This is a genomic window from Paenibacillus sp. KS-LC4 (genome assembly GCF_036894955.1).
Classification (GTDB): Bacteria; Bacillota; Bacilli; order Paenibacillales; family Paenibacillaceae; genus Pristimantibacillus.
On record NZ_CP145905.1, the window covers coordinates 4,172,190 to 4,190,181 of the forward strand.

Genomic DNA, 17,992 nt, shown 5'->3' on the forward strand with positions numbered 1-17,992 from the left:
CCTTCACAGGTCTGAAGCTTGGCGTTTTGTGTATGGGTCACTCAACTATCTGACTGGACGACGCTCACTTGCCTGCGGGAAGTAGCCAATTGCCGTCGCATACGCAAGCATATTTCCGATTAACTGCTCATTAGGCGCTGCGCATGAAATGCCCGATGACTGCAAGGCAGCGCTTGTCAGCTCGCAGCTATAGCGATAGGCCGAGTCCTTCGCCCCGTCGCCCTCCAATTGCGCGATTGCGAGCTGCACACCCTCCTGATTTTTTGGAATGGCTTTATCAAGCAGCCACTTCGTATAGGCAGCTGGGCTTGACGTTTCGATGGAATAGCCGCTGCCGCGCAGCATGTCCATCAGCCTTTCGTATGGTAGCGGCTCCGGGTTGCAAATGTGGTAGACGCCCCCAGCCGTATCCGGCTTAAGTGCCAGGCTCACAATGGATTGTCCGGCATAATCAATTGGCGTAATATCGAGGTCCCAAGTGACCTCTGGCGCTTGTCCAAGCAGCAGCATTGATTTGAGCATCCGGTAAAATGCATTGCTGTCAATGTTTCGCTGAAAGCTGCCGCTTACCGAGTGGCAGGATAAATTTCCTGCCCGATAAATACTGACGGGAACGCCTTGCTCAGCAGCAGCATACAGCAGCTTCTCCGCTTCCAGCTTACTGTTCGTATAGAGACTATCAACTCGCAGCTCCGGCGCAAGCTCCCCTGACGCTACTACAGCCTCCCATTGGCCGCTTAAAGCGAGATCTTCCGGAATACCCAGCGTGGAAATATGGTGGAAGCGGATCGTTTGTCGGCAAGCAGCGGCAAGCTCCAGCAAATATGCCGTCCCGAGCACATTCGTACGGGCAAATTGTCCCTCCTCGCCAAAATGCCTCACATCCGCTGCACTGTGCATAATTGCATCCAAGCTGCTTATCAACCGCTGATACTGCTGCTCCTCAAGCCCGAGCCGCGGCGCTTCCAAGTTGCCTTCTACCGCTACAACGCGCCCCGCCATTAATGGAATCGCCGCATCTCCAAAATAATGAGCAATATGGCTCCGAAGTCTCGCTTCGCCTGGCTCTATTCCTGGCCGTACGAGGCAATAAATAGTTGCATCGCTTTGCATAAGCAGCTCATAGAGCAAATATCCGCCTAAATAGCCGGTAGCTCCAGTCAACAGTACGCCCTTCGGCTGCTGATCAAAGCGGGCAGACCGCTCAGGCTTGTAGCGCATAGCCGGCAATTCTTCCAATGGCAAGGCTGGCCCAACATGGCGTGCCGACTGCTGCTGCTCTGGCGCTTCGGCAGCAAGCTGCTCAATGCGCGCCGCAATCGCTTCAATCGTTCTATATTGAAATAAATCATTAATTTTCAATTCCGGGTAATATGGCTTAAGGCTTGCTAGAATATGAATAATTCCGAGCGAGTCGCCGCCAATCGTAAAGAAATCATCATGAATGCCGATATGCACAAGGCTGAGTGCTTCTGCCCATGCGCCCGCAATCATTCGTTGAATGCCATTTTGAGGGGCAACGTAGTCTACGCTGATCTGCTCCTCTTGATAGGAATAGCTTTGAAGCTTTTTCCGGTCGATTTTTCCGGTTGGCGAAATCGGCATTTCGTCCAATTGGACGATCCATTTCGGTACAAAATAAGAGGGCAGCTTATCGCCCAGCTCTTGCTTAATGGTGATGGTAGGGAGCGGCTTACCGTCCTTTGAAGTAAAGAAGCCGACGAGCATATTTTGCTCCTGTGCATCCTTTTTGCAGATAACGGCTACGTTTTGCACATTGGCAATTTTGGAGAAGCTGTCTTCGATTTCCCCAATCTCAATGCGATGTCCGCGAATTTTAATTTGCGAATCCCGGCGACCCACATATTCGATAGTGCCGTCCGGCAGCAGCTTCGCAATATCGCCTGACTTATAAATCAGGCCATCGCCAAATGGGTTGGCTACAAACGCATCCGCCGTTTTCTCCGGTTGATTTAAATACCCTTTTGCAAGGCCGATTGTTTCGATCAGCACTTCGCCGTGCACATGCACAGGGCATAGCTGGTTCAGCTCATTGACGATATACACCTTGTAGTTTTGAATCGGCTTGCCAATTGGAACATTTGTTAAATCATCGGTAATATAACCGCTGATTTTATGCGTTGTGGTGCACACGGTGCATTCCGTTGGCCCATATACATTGACGATCGCAATGTTGTCTTGGAACTTCCGCTGGAACGCCCGAACCTGCTCGCCATAAAGCGCCTCTCCTGCTACGGTGATCAGCTTTACGCCTGCAAGCTTTTTGTAACCTTCATCCGATAAATACGCAGAAAGCTGGTTAAAAAAGACGGTTGGCAAAATCGTAATAATCGTTGTTTTCGTCCGTTCAATGGCTGAAGCAAATTCTTCGACAGACACGCGCTCTTCTGGGGACAATAGGTACAAATGAGCTCCATAGAACAATGCTCCAATCGTATCCCATACCGATGCGTCAAAGCTGTAGGTAGCGAACTGCGTCAGTATATCCTCATGTCCAATTTCACAATCCAGCCGCACCGTGTCACCGAGATTAACGACTCCCTCGTGCGCGATAAGAGCTCCCTTAGGTCTTCCCGTAGAGCCGGACGTATAAATAATATAAGCCAAATCATCCGGCGCTACCTGAACGTTGGGGTTCGCAGCCTCTATTTTGTCATAAGCGATATGCTCCACTACAATAATTTCCTTCAACTGCTCAAGCCCTTCCGATTGATGCTGCGCCTGCTCCTCATATTTTGCTTTGGTCAGCACGAACACCGACCGGGTATCTTGCAAAATGTAACGGTTGCGCTCCTCCGGGTGCTCAGGGTCTAGCGGCACATAAGCGGCTCCCGCCTTCAAAATACCAAGCAAGCTGACAATGAGCTCCAAGCTTCGCTCCATGTATATGGTGACAAAATCGCCTTTGCTCACGCCTTTGCTGAGCAGCAGGTTCGCCATTTGATTTGCCTGCTCATTGAGCTGACGGTAGGTAAGCTCACCATGCACGGACGATACAGCCGTTCGCTCACCATGCTGCGCTGCAGCAAGCTCAATCATGCCATGAATCGTCTGCTTGCGGTCATAAGCGCCGGTTGTTGCATTCATTTTCTCATATACGAGTCGGTCCGCATCCGTTAGTAGATTAATAGCTGCCACATGCACGTCCGCATCAGTTAAGGCCGCTAGGAGCAAGGTCGTATAATAGGCGGCATAGCGGTCTATGGTCGCTTTTTCCAGCAACGATTGATCATATTGAATGCTGAGCTGCCACTTCCCACTACGTTCTAGAAGCTGAAGGTTAAGTATTTCCGAAGTTGGCTGTACCGGGTGTCGATGCGAGAAGCGAGTGTCATAATAGGCTTGGTCCGAGGATGATTCATCATTTACAGCTTGTAACAACGAGGTTTTCAGGCTAGCAAATGTGTTCGTTTCTTCAATTTGCACGAACCATGGCTTAACCTTGTCCTGAGCTCCCTGAACACCTATGAGCAACTGCTTCTCGCTTGAAAGTCGGTATACGAGCGCTGCATAAGCCGCCGCCGACTCTGCTTCTACATCCTGTTCTTTTCTCGTTTCTATCAGTTGGCTTACCTGTTCGCCCAGCGCATATTCTTCCGTTGCATAAGAATACGTGCGGTTATGACGCGAAAAATCTAGTGGGATTAATAGGACAAATTCGCTGGAAGCAATCTGGTTAGTAGTAGTGTGTTTATTTTCCGTCATAATTGTAAAACCTCCTGTGGGGGAATGGCCCTGCAGCTGCAAGCAGCCGCAGGACTCCCTTTATGATAGTTATACCGGGATTAAGAAGTACGGACTTGGAAATGATTGATGAGCTCTTGCAGTTCTTCCGACATTTGTGTCAATTGCGTCGACGATTCCACAATGGCATTCATCGATTCTTTTTGTTCGACAATTGATTTGGAAATTTTCGCACTGTTTGCAGCTGTAATGCCAGCGGAAGCCGACAAATTTTCAGCCGTAGCCGTCAACTCCTCCGTACCTGCGGAAATTTGCTCTGTAGAGCTTGATACTTCTTGAATTTGGAGCGTTACACTGCGAGTAGCGGACAAAATATCGTCCAGAAGCGAACCCGTTTCGCTGGAAATTTGCAAGCCCGTACGAACTTGGCCAGTCCCCAGATTGAGTGCATCAACAGCTGTCGTAATTTCCTGCTGGATTTCTTTAATCAACGTGGAAATCTGGGTTGCCGAGCTATTGGACTGCTCAGCGAGCTTGCGAACCTCGCCTGCTACAACGGCAAAGCCTTTGCCATGCTCGCCGACTCTAGCCGCTTCAATCGCTGCGTTCAGCGCTAGAAGATTCGTCTGCGTCGCAACTCCCATTATGAGCGAAACGATGTTTTCAATTTCCTGCGAGCGGCTGGCAAGGGATTGAATAGCGCTCGAGGATTCCACTACAAACTTTTCAATCTGCTCCATTTGCTGGACAACCTGACCTACAACTCGATTGCCTTCCTTCGATTTATGCTCCATGTCGCCCGCTTCTTCAGCTACACTCGAGGAGCTTTGAGCAATGTTCTGAATAACGGTGGACATTTCATTCATCGCTTTGGCCGCTTCGCTGGAGGATAACTCCTGGTTAGCAATTTCAACGTTGATTTCCCGCATATTTTCAGTAATTTCTTCTACCGTCTTGCTGTTTTTTTCGGAGAACTCATACAAGGATTTAGCCGAATCTGTTACAGCATGCGATGTTAGTCGCACTTTGACCATCATGTCGTTAATCCGGCGAATCATAATGTTGAATTTGTGATTAACGACACCAAGATCGTCGACACCCGATTTCAGCTCGACATTCAAGTTGCCTCCGCTCACTTCCTCAATGCCTCTAATGAGCTCTTTAATCGGCTTCATTGTCATACGTGAAATAAAGAATTGAAGCAAGAAAATGAGCACAAGGAATATAAGCATGATCGTAATGCCGCTGATCAGCAAAGTCTTAAGACCATTAGGTACAGCGCTCGCATCTACGTCTGCCGCGAAGAAAGCGAATATTTTGCCGCTGCTGTCCTTGATTGGATAAAGAATGGTCGTCCAAATACCGAAATCATCTGAGTAAAAGCTTGTAAACGTAGGAACACCCGTATTCAGCATTTCGGTTATAGCGGTGGACATTGCCACCGGCTGATCATACATGGCGCCAACGCCCATATTTTCGCTGGAGAAAGCCTCAACCAGATTCGTAGGCATCGCGATAATTGACGTTTGGTTGCCATTTGCAAGCTCAGTACCAAATACATACGCTTGCGCTATATTTGGATTATATTTATGTATCAGATCCAGCGTTGCTTTCAATTCCAGCTGTACTGCGCCTTCATAGCTATTCTCGGTAATCGCTTGCTGGATTTTGGCAGGGTCCATTTCCTGTGCCCATTCCTGTGTAATGGCGCTAATTTGTCCGCGAAGCTGCTTTATCAAAATGTCCTTCTGAATGATATAGCCTGATGCAATTAAGATCGATCCAATTAATACAATGTTAAAGAAGGCAAGCAGCAAATTTTTAGAAAAAAAGGACATTCGTTTTATGAATTGCATTATGTCAACGCTCCTATGTGTATGATGTAAAGCTACTTTCAAAAATGATTGCGACGGTTCACCCACGGCACTGTCATCTGGCTGATGCAGTTGGCTGCACTCTATTTGATTCCCACCAATGACCGCGACTAAAGTTTTATTTTCGAAACTCAATGAATCCCGATTCGTACTTTAGCCTTATACCGGTTTATTTTTCAGAAAATTCTAAACATTGATCACTCCCTCGCTTTTCTACTTATATCTCTATATTTGATCTGCCGAAAGTTTCCCCTCAAACTAGTTCAATACATTATTCAACAGATACTATTAATACTATCGACCTATTCGATACGAATAGTAATAGATTTTGCTAAATTGTTATTTATCTTATGTAAAAATTTATACAACAGGCAAAACGCAAATAAGCGGACGACAGGAAATCCCTGTGTCCGCCTACTCTCAAACCTAGTGTAACAGCTTGTCCAAGTGACTACATCACTTGCCTGACCATACCACTGTCATTTCGTTATAGCCATCCTTGTCCCGGTCAGGAGCACCGGTAATCGTGACAGCTATATCATCACCCTTTTTGCCTGCCATCGTTAATGATGTGCTGCTCACATCCTCTGAAGTATCCGTCAGCTCTTTCATCTGGAAGTAAGCTTTGTAGGATACACCAAGCGATTCTAAATCATTTTGCGTCTCATAGACAAAATACACCGATTTTTTGTTGTCCCGGTTGTTTTCCACCGTCTCTTTTATTTTCGCATCCTTCGGAATCGGGAAATCTGCCGGCAAATATTTCGGACGCAGGCCAGTGTACACATTGCTGTCGGTACCGCCGCCTCCCGCAGAGCTGCTGCTGCCAATTTTCACTTTATTGCTCCCCGCATCGTATGTAACGGGCACGTTCAGAGCATCTGCAATCGAGCGCACGGGCAAATAGGTCGAGCCTTTATAAGTAATGGGAGCCTGTTTGGCGCCATTTCCATCAACTGGCGTATAAGCGCTGCCGTTAAGCTCGATTTTTAAGCCATTATTTAAATATGCTTTAATTTGCTCCAAATTGCTTCCTGCATAGACGCCCACCGAGCCAGTAAGCACCATGCCGAACACCGCAGCGGAAATGACCATTTTTTTGCTTTTCACATCTATCTACCCCAATCTATTGAAAATAATATTCCCCCCATCATTACCTTCTCTGTATGCTTCCAAAACCATTATATGCAAAAATAGTTCTAATTTCCTTTCTTCTTCCAAGCAACCGACTAGAAGACTACATCTGAGGAACCAGAAGCGTAGCTCATGAGCCCGTTTCTTCAAGCAGCCTTACGACTTCCGCCAAATGCTTATCGAGCGTAATCGGATTGTAGTTTATAGAGCGTATGCCCAAAATGATGCGTCCCATACATATACAGCGTCTGATCCACATAAACGAACGCCGATGCCGTCTCACCCGGCCGGATGCAATTTCCTAGCCACCCGCGTAAAACTGGGATACAATATTAAATCGGGACTGCGCCGCATAATTTGCTCTGCATCAACAGGCTCCTCAATACGATGAACACCGCGCAGCAGTTCTTCTTCAAAAACAGGAAACATCTCGCTGTTCACCGCAATCGGACGATTGCCAAGCACCAGCAGCTCCCCAATATTTTGAATCGAAAATATACGCGGAGCGCGACCAGACTCCTGCATATATTGCGCCGGTGTAAGCCCCGTCTTTTGCTTAAAGCGCCAGCTAAAATAATAACTATCTCCGAAGCCGACCCGCCCGGCACTTTCGCGAACAATCAACAACTACCGTAAGGGCGATTTTGATGCTTCCTAAAACTCCCTTGCATCCAGAAAGTTTGGCACGATAATTAGATCCGGCGCCAAGGTCAGAACTTCCCCCAAACGTCCATACACTCTCGCCACTAACGTCTGCAATGCCCCGCAGCTTATGATCGCCGAGAACCGCCGCTGCATTCAAGAAGTTCGTGCCTACGATTGGAAAACCTATCACCACCTCGCTTATCTGTTCTATCTCCCCAAACTCCTGTAAGTCATTGCGTACCGAGAAGCTCGATTCGAGCATTGAAATATCCCACGGCTCATATTAGAAAAAACTCAGGAAAGCGAACATTACAAAAAACAGGTCAATCATGGTGGTATCTGACCATAATCAACCTGTTTGATGTATCGCAATAGCGATATTTAGGTTATAAAATTTAGCATGATGTGCATACAAACGAAATTACAAAATCTCTATACGGGTATTACTGGGTGGGGTCTATTTCATCAGCCGCCACCATCATATCAGATATCGAAAAAGACCACACCTCGGACTATCCTATAAAAACAACAGCGTCTTTACGTTGAAATGCTTTGGGCAGTTTCTCCATAAGTCCATCTACTCTTTCAAATAATCTATTTTTCTGTTCCTCTTGTAAATTTTGATCCGCCCATTCTTTTAATAAAATTAGTTCAGCAAAAATGTTAGGTAGATATTCCTCTTCTACATCAACGCCTGTTGAAAATAGAATTACCCACTTTAATTCCAAATGTACAATCCCAGGTTGCCAGTATTGGTTAAAAAATGATTCAGTAGCAACTGGAAGAAAAAAGTGTTTTTCAAAATCATTTTGCGGATTAAGGATCATTACACTGACAGACATTTATTTCATACCTCCAAAGATAGCGCTAAATTTGTAATCAGGAAACTCTTTCCTAAGTTGATTTAGGCTATTTTCAACTGCCTGTTTCAACTCAGGTGTATTGCCGTCTAATCTAAAAACAAACTCTCGGATATTCTTGATACTAACCCTGCTTGCCCTGACTCAGTGTCGGTTCCAAATCGGCATACATGTCATTTAACCAAGTCTCTGCCTGATTATAGCCTTCTATTACGATCTGCTTACCGTTTGTTAACCCTTCACTAAGCAAATTCTCCAACTGAGCTATTTTTTCCTGAAACCCGTCTAATACCTCTTTGCCTTCTGCTTGAATTTGCTTCCATCCGTCTGCTAAGCCCTACTTTGTCTGCTCGACGGTTTGTCTCCAGAACTTCTCCAGCGCCCCTTCTTCCTTACCGTCTGTCTTCGGTACTTCTGGCTCCTTCGGCTGGGGGCCATATTTACTTAAGGCTTGGCTCGCTTGCAATATTGTCAGCAGGTCTTTTAAGCCGCCCTTGACTTGTCCCTGCTGTACATTGGCGACTAATCCGCCCGCTGCGGTTCGAATCGTTTGCTGCAGCGCATGAATTTCCTTGAGCTGCACCCTCGCCAGTTCGCCCGTCGGTCCCGGCGTTTGCGCCATCATCACCATAAAGAGATAACGTGCATTGTCTGGCAGCGGCACCCGTGTCGTCAGATCCCCTTTCAGCGCGAACGATGGATCATAGTCACACGCCAGCAGCGGCACCTGCTTGAAATAGCTCGTCATATTGACGTTTGGGGCAAAATAGCTCTCTGCTACGCCAAGCACCTTCAGCTTCTCTCGGCTAATCTCCGCCTGCTTGTGCATCTCCGCCATCAGCAGATGATTGCCGAACTGCTTGTACACCGCATACGCCGTCTGCGCCTTCGCAATCAGATCCCGCTCCGCGAAAATCGCCTCCAGCTTCATTTCCGCATCCAGCTTCTCTGCCACTGTCGCACCTTGCAGGCCTGCGACCCGCCGCAGCTCCTTCACCAACGGATCACTCGACCAGCGGTCCCGGCTGGCTTGCGGCAAGATTCGGTCGATTAGATTCGTCACCATCGGACGGAAGGTAACGGGCACGGGCGTGTAGCTGCCACCACCTGTCGTCCCTACCCGCTTCAACAGGTCAAAACGCTCCAGCCCGCTCAGCCCCTTCGCCAGCTGCTTCGCTTCCTGCGCCGCTTCCGCCTGCACCCGCTCGATGCCCTTCAGCGCTTTGCTGATCACTTCCGTCATCTGCTCTGCTTCCTGCGTCAAGCCCGTCAGCTGCCGCTGAATCTGCTCCAGGCTGCTCAGCATCGGCAAAGAGCGATCCCAGCTCGCGATCTTTCCGCTCACCCGCCGCCGCAGCTCATCCGTGTCCGCTCCGATTCGCACCATCTGCTGCTGCAGGCGCCTCACTTCATCCGGTTTAAATACAACCTGCTTTCCAGCCATTATACACCTCCTCGCTTACCCGTTCTATCTCCCCGTGCCTTGGAAGTCGTTGCGCACCGAGAAGCTCGATTCAAACATTGCGATATCCCCGTATTGAAAGCGGTACGTCTGACCGCTATAGCTCACGCTGCTAAGCGGCTGTCCTTCAATTTCCCACATATTCGCCATCGGCGCGTCATACCGGATTTCTGGATTTGCCTTGCGCTCCTGCTGGTACGCACTCAGGTCAAAATGAACCATCAGATAGCCGTTTTTCAAAAACGCGCCCTCACTGCCATTGAGCGCCCCGCCGTTTTGCCTGGCCACCTCTAAAATATTCGTGCCCTTCGGCAGCACATACGGTGCGATTGGCAGGCTATACTCCCCGTACCACCGCTGCACGCTCCGCAGCGCTTGCACCGCATTCACACTAGCCGGCACCTGTGAACCGCTTGGCCCCACTAGCGTGCGGGACGCATACGACAGCTCTTCTAGGCTGTATCCTGCACTAATAACCGTTTTCCGCGTAATGTAGTACTCTGCTTGTGCTTGTGCAATCAATCCTAGCTGCTTTACTTCCTGTTCTCGTTTCGTCATATCATTCAGCTCCTTCGTTTTTTTCTGAACACAAAAAAAGCTCATTCCTACTCATAAAACAAGTTGTAAAGAGCTTTGGAAGTTTATCAAGTGTTTGAATTGCTTAGTGTTTGTTTGTTTGTTTGTTTGTTTGTTTGTTTGTTTGTTTGTTTGTTTGTTTGTTTGTTTGTTTGTTTGTTTGTTTGTTTGTTTGTTTGTTGTATTGTACGATCCTGTTGTTAGGACTGTAAAGCCTCACAAGTTAGTTATAGGATTCTTATAGCACCAATCTGGGTCATACGGTAACGATTTTAATTTTTGCATATCCTCCCAACTGTAGACCCAATTGTAACCTCCCAACCAATAATATTGATTGGGGTTTAACTTCAAATATTCATAAACAAAACTAAAAAGTAACTCCTCGTTATCATACACATCCTCAATACAGCCAACCTGATATAAGCTCAGTGATGGATCCAATCCTGAAAATTGTCCGGTATTATAAAACTCAAGTCCATCGTTCATAACTCCATCAATATAAATTAAAAACTTATTTTCATCAACATCTGGATTATACATAATACTAATGGTCGTATACTTAAATTGGTTGCCTTCGGTAAAGTACTTTTCATTCCTGTAGTAAAGCATCGCGTCAGAATGAAACGAGGCTAACATTACGGAAGACAGTAAATTGTCAGAAGAATATATATCTCTCTCAACTAAAAAAAATGACGAGGTTCCCATTTACTTTAAAACTCCTTTCAATTCTTCAAGTGAATTAACTACGATTGCGCCCATACTCTTAATCTTATTCAATTTTTGTAATTGTTCCGGTGCTAGATTTACTAGAGGCTCTTCAATATACACAATTACTTTTCGATTTTCTGGATTCAAAAAATCTTTGTGATTTGTTTTTATATACTTTTCAATTTGATCTACTTTTAATGCACTAGCAGAAGCTTTCACTTCAATAATTTCATCTTTTGTCAATACATCAAAATCTCCCGCAGGCGTTTTATCTGCCCTCTGAACCTTTTGCCCAAAACCTGTAACCTCTTTCTGTTCAGAAACAAATTTTGCAACTTTCCCCTCTGTTGCTTTACCTATATTAGGACTATTCAGGAATGTCTCAATATCACGACTAATATTTTTCGGATGTTGATCAACCCAAGTTAATTCGTTGCCTGCCGGGTTAGTATATCTTGTTTTACTCCCGTCCTTAACTATACTCCCTACATTAGGACCTTGTCCCGTCCCCTCAATATCAACCTTAGGAACATCAATATCCCCTTTGCCTTTCGGGCCGCTATCCGACTTCCATATATTAGAGAACAAATCGCTGACGTCACCGGGGATGTTTTTTCCGCTTTGAACGACTACCGTGCCTCCGCCGACCAAGAGCCCCCAGCTTGCTACTTGGATGGGAGCTCCAGCCAAAGCACCAAATCCTGTTGCATACAGAGCCGTTCCCCCTAATTCTCCACCAATACCTCCTGCCATCGCGATGAGGGCGCCCACTAACATCACGGTATCGCCCGTTACTTTCCCGAGCTGATAGCCTACCGTATCCTTAGCCATCCCGCTTCCTTCATTATTGCTCTCTACTACATGCTGCGCTAGACCAAAAAACATGGCATCATCCACCGCCGCTATAAATCCCCCACTGAAATTATAAAAACCCTGCTTGCCCTGACTCAGTGTCGGTTCCAAATCGGCATACATGTCATTTAACCAAGTCTCTGCCTGATTATAGCCTTCTATTACGATCTGCTTACCGTTTGTTAACCCTTCACTAAGCAAATTCTCCAACTGAGCTGTTTTTTCCTGGAACCCGTCTAAGACCTCTTGTCCCTCTGCTTGAATTTGCTTCCATCCGTCTGCTAAGCTTTGCGTGACCTGCAAGGCGGTTTGTCTCCAGAACTTCCCCAGTGCCCCTTCTTCCTTACCGTCTATATCGCTGTCGGATATTCTAAAGTTGCGCAGAATTTTGAAAAAACAGGGGGAAAGCGAAGATAACAAAAAACAGGTTAGTCATGGTGGTATCTGACCATAATCAGCCTGTTTTTTGTAATGCAATAGTGATATTTAGGTTAAAAAATTAAAGCATTTGATGTGCGTACAAACAAAATGACGAAATATTTATACCGCTATTACATGGGTTATATGTGTTATTGGTTGAATAATGGGTTCATTCGGCACTGGGTAGCCCCTCAAGTTTCACAAACCCAAGCACAATTCCTAAGCTATATCTCCAATCTGATAAACCAACCCCAACCCGTAAAAAGGAAAATTAACCGTTCCACTCAACTTCTTATCGTCAACAGTTATAACATTATCCTTTCGTAATAGTATTGATTTATCATTCAACTCAAGAATACAGTCTCCATCCATTTCATTAAGTAATGTCCCAATGAAGACCATTAATTCATATGCCCAATTCGTATGGGAAACTATAATATCAATGTAGCCACTAAACTTTAATTCAATATCATAATCCTCACTTGCAAACATTACGCCATATCCACCCTCCTTAATGGATAATGTAAATCCATCACTAGAGATTGTGAGATTATCATCAGTTTCCGTTATATCAACATCCTGAAATAGTCTTGCTACTGAAATCTTCAATTCACTGAAATCAGAATACCCTCCAAAATAAAAATTACAAAACATGGGCTTCTTCTCCTTATTTAAGGTTTTAATCTCGTCATCTGTCCATCTTTAATAATAATTAGCTCATCCAATGTAGGAATTTCATACTTCTTGAACTGTTCGTATAGTTCATTCAATGAACCCTTATATCCGTCTAAATTCATTACAATTCGGCTTGCTTGCTCTTCGGTCTTTTTTACTACGGTTGCCCAGATATTCCTAACCTTAAGCGTCTCTGGAGAATAACAATCAAAGGGCTTACCATTAATAAGGAAGTCAGGGTTGGAGGCAGGTTTAATGCCATAGCCATTCCCCCCCTTTGTGTTGGGCAACATTTCAATATCATAGCCTTTGCTTGCTAATAAATCTGCCGCTTCATTCTGAAATGTTATTGGATTCGGTTCGTTAGGGTCAGGCTTTTCATATTTACCTTTAGGTTTTCCTCCCGGAGGAAGTGTCGGCTCTGTTAAGTCAATCTTACCCGTACCCCCAGTATCAACCTTAGGAACATCAATATCCCCTTTGCCTTTCGGGCCGCTATCCGACTTCCATATATTAGAGAACAAATCGCCGACGTCACCGGGGATGTTTTTTCCGCTTTGAACGACTACCGTGCCTCCGCCGACCAAGAGACCCCAGCTTGCTACTTGGATGGGAGCTCCAGCCAAAGCACCAAATCCTGTTGCATACAGTGCCGTCCCCCCTATTTCGCCACCAACACCTCCTGCCATCGCTATGAGGCCGCCCACTAACATCACGGTATCGCCCGTTACTTTCCCGAGCTGATAGCCCACCGTATCCTTAGCCATTCCACTTCCTTCATTATTGCTCTCTACTACATGCTGCGCTAGACCAAAAAACATGGCATCATCCACAGCCGCTATAAATCCCCCACTGAAATTATAAAAACCCTGCTCACCCTGAATCAGTGTCGGTTCCAAATCCGCATACATATCATTTAACCAAGCATCAGCTTGATTATAGCCTTCTATTATCATTTGCTTACCGCTTGTTAATCCTTCACTGAGCAGCTTCTCCAACTGAGCTGTTTTTTCCTGGAACCCGTCTAATACCTCTTTGCCTTCTGCTTGAATTTGCTTCCATCCGTCTGCTAAGCCCTGCTTTGTCTGCTCGACGGTTTGTCTCCAGAACTTCTCCAGCGCCCCTTCTTCCTTACCGTCTGTCTTCGGTACTTCTGGCTCTTTGGCTGGGGACCATATTTACTCAAAGCTTGGCTCGCTTGCAATATTGTCAGCAGGTCTTTTAGACCGCCCTTGACTTGTCCCTGCTGTACAGCCGTGACTAATCCTCCTGCTGCTTCCCGAATCGTCTGCTGCAACGCATGAATTTCCTTGAGCTGCACCCTCGCCAGTTCACCTGCCGGACCCTGCGTTTGCGCCATCATCACCATAAACAAATAACGTGCGTTGTCCGGCAGAGGAACCCGTGTCGTCAGATCCCCTTCCAGCGCGAACGATGGGTCATAGTCACACGCCAGCAGCGGCACCTGCTTGAAATAGCTCGTCATATTGACGTTTGGGGCAAAATAGCTCTCTGCTACGCCAAGCACCTTCAGCTTCTCTCGGCTAATCTCCGCCTGCTTGTGCATCTCCGCCATCAGCAGATGATTGCCGAACTGCTTGTACACCGCATACGCCGTCTGCGCCTTCGCGATCAGATCACGCTCCGCGAAGATCGCCTCCAGCTTCTCTGCCGCGGTCGCGCCTTGCAGACCTACGACCCGCCGCAGCTCCTTCACCAACGGGTCACTCGACCAGCGGTCCCGGCTGGCTTGCGGCAAGATTCGGTCGATCAGGTTCGTCACCATCGGACGGAAGGTGACGGGCACGGGCGTGTAGCTGCCGCCGCCTGTCATCCCTACCCGCTTCAACAGGTCAACACGCTCCAGCCCGCTCAGCCCCTTCGCCAGTTGCTTCGCTTCCTGCGCCGCTTCCGCCTGCACCCGCTCGATGCCCTTCAGCGCTTTGCTGATCACCTCCGTCATCTGCTCCGCTTCCTGCGTCAAACTCGTCAACTGCCTCTGGATTTGCTCCAGACTCTCCAACACTGGCAAGGGGCGATCCCAGCTCGCTATTTTCCCGCTCACCCGCCGCCGCAGCTCATCCGTGTCCGCTCCGATTCGCACCATCTGCTGCTGCAGGCGCCTCACTTCATCCGGTTTAAATACGACCTGCTTTCCAGCCATTATACACCTCCTCGCTTACCCGTTCTATCTCCCTGTGTCTTGGAAGTCGTTGCGCACCGAGAAGCTCGATTCAAACATTGCAATACCCCACGGCTCATATTAGAAAAAACTCAGAAAAGCGAACATTACAAAAAACAGGTCAATTATGGTGGTCTCTGACCATAATCGACCTGTTCGATGAAACGGAATAGCGTTATTTAGCTTATAAAATTCAAGCATTATTGTGCGTACAATCAATATGGAGAAATATTTATACGGATATTACATGGGCTATATGTGGTATTAGTTGAATGATGGGTTCATTCGGCACTGGGTGGTGCTATTTCATCAGCCGCCTCTCATGTTGATGATTGTATCAGCTAACTAAATTATGCTTCTCTCTAATTTGCTTTAGGTAACCCTCAATAACATCCTTATCATTTGGAGTACCTTCCAAATATACTGAACATGCTAACCGAAGATAATAAAAAAATGTACGATAATCTACTACGACTTCTTCATCATGTAGTGAGAACATAACACCATCAAACTTATCTTCATCAGGGTCTAAATCGTCAGGGAATAGACATACTGTTGCATTAATGCCTACTCCAATACCTAAACTAAAATGTTTGACTGTTTCCACGAAATCAGAATTTGAAATACTATTAAAAAACGCCGTAATCGGAAAATGACTTTTATCTTGAATATCCGAATCTAACAATCTGAAATCTCTTTTCATTAGTTTATTGCCCCTTAGCTTAGAATTCAGGAAAGAACGATGTTACTTCCCCATCTTTTGAGTAACCCATCCACTTTACACCATTACTATCATAGCCAACCCACGGATTACCTAGTGTCCCTTTTGTAGCAGCATTGTTTGCCGCTTCCTTTCCATACTTAAGATAATCTTGGTCAGAAATAACTTTTGGATCATATACAGTTTTCTTAAAGGAAGTCGCCTTCCATCCAGTAATTTCACCTGTTTTTCCATCTATAGAAGGAACTTGGTACGTTATTTTTTCTACACCAGCCATAGTTGGATGCGGCTCAACGTTGGTAATATTTATATTGTTATTCATAAATTCATCTCTATTATGAGCGCCCCCGATTCCTCTACTACGAGGTACAGTAGTGTCTACTTTAATAATGTGGTTATCTAAATTGGGTGAGAACTTAACATTTCCCGTCCCCTCAGCATCAACCTTAGGAACATCAATATCCCCTTTGCTTTTCGGGCCGCTATCCGACTTCCATATATTAGAGAACAAATCGCCGACGTCACCGGGGATGTTTTTTCCGCTTTGAACGACTACCGTGCCTCCGCCGACCAAGAGACCCCAGCTTGCTACTTGGATGGGAGCCCCAGCCAAAGCACCAAATCCTGTTGCATACAGAGCCGTTCCCCCTACTTCTCCACCAATGCCTCCTGCCAGCGCCATGAGGCCGCCCACTAACATCACGGTATCGCCCGTTACTTTCCCGAGCTGATAGCCTACCGTATCCTTAGCCATTCCGCTTCCTTCATTATTGCTCTCTACTACATGCTGCGCTAGACCAAAAAACATGGCATCATCCACAGCCGCTATAAATCCCCCGCTGAAATTATAAAAACCCTGCTTGCCCTGACTCAGTGTCGGTTCCAAATCGGCATACATGTCATTTAACCAAGTCTCTGCCTGATTATAGCCTTCTATTACGATCTGCTTACCGTTTGTTAACCCTTCACTAAGCAAATTCTCCAACTGAGCTGTTTTTTCCTGGAACCCGTCTAAGACCTCTTGTCCCTCTGCTTGAATTTGCTTCCATCCGTCTGCTAAGCTTTGCGTGACCTGCAAGGCGGTTTGTCTCCAGAACTTCTCCAGCGCCCCTTCTTCCTTACCGTCTGTCTTCGGTACTTCTGGCTCCTTTGGCTGGGGACCATATTTACTCAAAGCTTGGCTCGCTTGCAATATTGTCAGCAGGTCTTTTAGACCGCCCTTGACTTGTCCCTGCTGCACATTGGCGACTAATCCGCCCGCTGCGGTTCGAATCGTTTGCTGCAATGCATGAATTTCCTTGAGCTGCACCCTCGCCAGTTCGCCCGTCGGACCCTGCGTTTGCGCCATCATCACCATAAAGAGATAACGTGCATTGTCCGGCAGCGGCACCCGTGTCGTCAGATCTCCTTCCAGCGCGAACGATGGATCATAGTCACACGCCAGCAGCGGCACCTGCTTGAAATAGCTCGTCATATTGACGTTGGGGGCAAAATAGCTCTCTGCTACCCCAAGCTCCTTCAGCTTCTCTCGGCTGATCTCCGCCTGCTTGTGCATCTCCGCCATCAGCAGATGATTGCCGAACTGCTTGTACACCGCATACGCCGTCTGCGCCTTCGCGATCAGATCCCGCTCCGCGAAAATCGCCTCCAGCTTCATTTCCGCATCCAGCTTCTCTGCCGCTGTCGCACCTTGCAGGCCTGCGACCCGCCGCAGCTCCTTCACCAACGGATCACTCGACCAGCGGTCCCGGCTGGCTTGCGGCAAGATTCGGTCGATTAGATTCGTCACCATCGGACGGAAAGTAACGGGCACGGGCGTGTAGCTGCCGCCGCCTGTCGTCCCTACTCGCTTCAACAGGTCAAAACGCTCCAGCCCGCTCAGACCCTTCGCCAGTTGCTTCGCTTCCTGCGCCGCTTCCGCCTGCACCCGCTCGATGCCCTTCAGCGCTTTGCTGATCACTTCCGTCATCTGCTCGGCTTCCTGCGTCAAGCCCGTCAGCTGCCGCTGGATTTGCTCCAGGCTGCTCAGCATCGGCAAAGAGCGATCCCAGCTCGCAATCTTCCCGCTCACCCGCCGTCGCAGCTCATCCGTGTCAGCCCCGATTCGCACCATCTGCTGCTGCAGGCGCCTCACTTCATCCGGTTTAAATACAACCTGCTTTCCAGCCATTGTACACC

The 17,992-nt window shown here is 47.2% G+C and carries 14 protein-coding genes; all 14 read right to left on the reverse strand.

Annotated elements, in window-relative coordinates:
* Nucleotides 1–45: 45 nt before the first annotated feature.
* Nucleotides 46–3,726, reverse strand: a complete 3,681-nt coding sequence (locus tag V5J77_RS17600) for an amino acid adenylation domain-containing protein (RefSeq protein WP_338552110.1) — start codon at nucleotides 3,724–3,726, stop codon at nucleotides 46–48.
* Nucleotides 3,727–3,806: 80 nt separating this feature from the next.
* Complete coding sequence (locus V5J77_RS17605; RefSeq protein ID WP_338552111.1) at nucleotides 3,807–5,561, reverse strand: HAMP domain-containing methyl-accepting chemotaxis protein; 1,755 nt, start codon at nucleotides 5,559–5,561, stop codon at nucleotides 3,807–3,809.
* 474 nt (nucleotides 5,562–6,035) lie between these two features.
* Complete coding sequence (locus V5J77_RS17610) at nucleotides 6,036–6,689, reverse strand: stalk domain-containing protein (RefSeq protein WP_338552112.1); 654 nt, start codon at nucleotides 6,687–6,689, stop codon at nucleotides 6,036–6,038.
* Between the two features lie 303 nt (nucleotides 6,690–6,992).
* A complete protein-coding gene (locus V5J77_RS17615; RefSeq protein ID WP_338552113.1) occupies nucleotides 6,993–7,340 on the reverse strand; it encodes an AraC family transcriptional regulator in 348 nt (115 codons plus the stop codon).
* A gap of 530 nt (nucleotides 7,341–7,870) precedes the next feature.
* Nucleotides 7,871–8,200, reverse strand: a complete 330-nt coding sequence (locus V5J77_RS17620) for a hypothetical protein (RefSeq protein ID WP_338552114.1) — start codon at nucleotides 8,198–8,200, stop codon at nucleotides 7,871–7,873.
* A gap of 355 nt (nucleotides 8,201–8,555) precedes the next feature.
* Nucleotides 8,556–9,662 (reverse strand): hypothetical protein, encoded by a 1,107-nt coding sequence (locus V5J77_RS17625; RefSeq protein WP_338552115.1) that lies wholly within the window; start codon nucleotides 9,660–9,662, stop codon nucleotides 8,556–8,558.
* A gap of 24 nt (nucleotides 9,663–9,686) precedes the next feature.
* Complete coding sequence (locus tag V5J77_RS17630; protein ID WP_338552116.1) at nucleotides 9,687–10,238, reverse strand: hypothetical protein; 552 nt, start codon at nucleotides 10,236–10,238, stop codon at nucleotides 9,687–9,689.
* Nucleotides 10,239–10,472: 234 nt separating this feature from the next.
* The gene (locus tag V5J77_RS17635) at nucleotides 10,473–10,961 is read right to left on the reverse strand and encodes a hypothetical protein (RefSeq protein ID WP_338552117.1); all 489 of its coding nucleotides are present in this window, start codon (nucleotides 10,959–10,961) and stop codon (nucleotides 10,473–10,475) included.
* The gene (locus V5J77_RS17640; protein WP_338552118.1) at nucleotides 10,962–12,119 is read right to left on the reverse strand and encodes a WXG100 family type VII secretion target; all 1,158 of its coding nucleotides are present in this window, start codon (nucleotides 12,117–12,119) and stop codon (nucleotides 10,962–10,964) included. It lies immediately after the preceding gene.
* 336 nt (nucleotides 12,120–12,455) lie between these two features.
* Nucleotides 12,456–12,890, reverse strand: a complete 435-nt coding sequence (locus tag V5J77_RS17645) for a hypothetical protein (RefSeq protein WP_338552119.1) — start codon at nucleotides 12,888–12,890, stop codon at nucleotides 12,456–12,458.
* A gap of 17 nt (nucleotides 12,891–12,907) precedes the next feature.
* Nucleotides 12,908–13,909, reverse strand: a complete 1,002-nt coding sequence (locus V5J77_RS17650; RefSeq protein WP_338552120.1) for a hypothetical protein — start codon at nucleotides 13,907–13,909, stop codon at nucleotides 12,908–12,910.
* 71 nt (nucleotides 13,910–13,980) lie between these two features.
* Nucleotides 13,981–15,075, reverse strand: coding sequence for a hypothetical protein (locus tag V5J77_RS17655; protein WP_338552121.1), 1,095 nt, complete (start codon nucleotides 15,073–15,075; stop codon nucleotides 13,981–13,983).
* A gap of 355 nt (nucleotides 15,076–15,430) precedes the next feature.
* Complete coding sequence (gene cdiI, locus V5J77_RS17660) at nucleotides 15,431–15,796, reverse strand: ribonuclease toxin immunity protein CdiI (protein WP_338552122.1); 366 nt, start codon at nucleotides 15,794–15,796, stop codon at nucleotides 15,431–15,433.
* A gap of 19 nt (nucleotides 15,797–15,815) precedes the next feature.
* Nucleotides 15,816–17,984, reverse strand: a complete 2,169-nt coding sequence (locus V5J77_RS17665) for a CdiA family toxin C-terminal domain-containing protein (RefSeq protein WP_338552123.1) — start codon at nucleotides 17,982–17,984, stop codon at nucleotides 15,816–15,818.
* Nucleotides 17,985–17,992 lie beyond the last annotated feature (8 nt).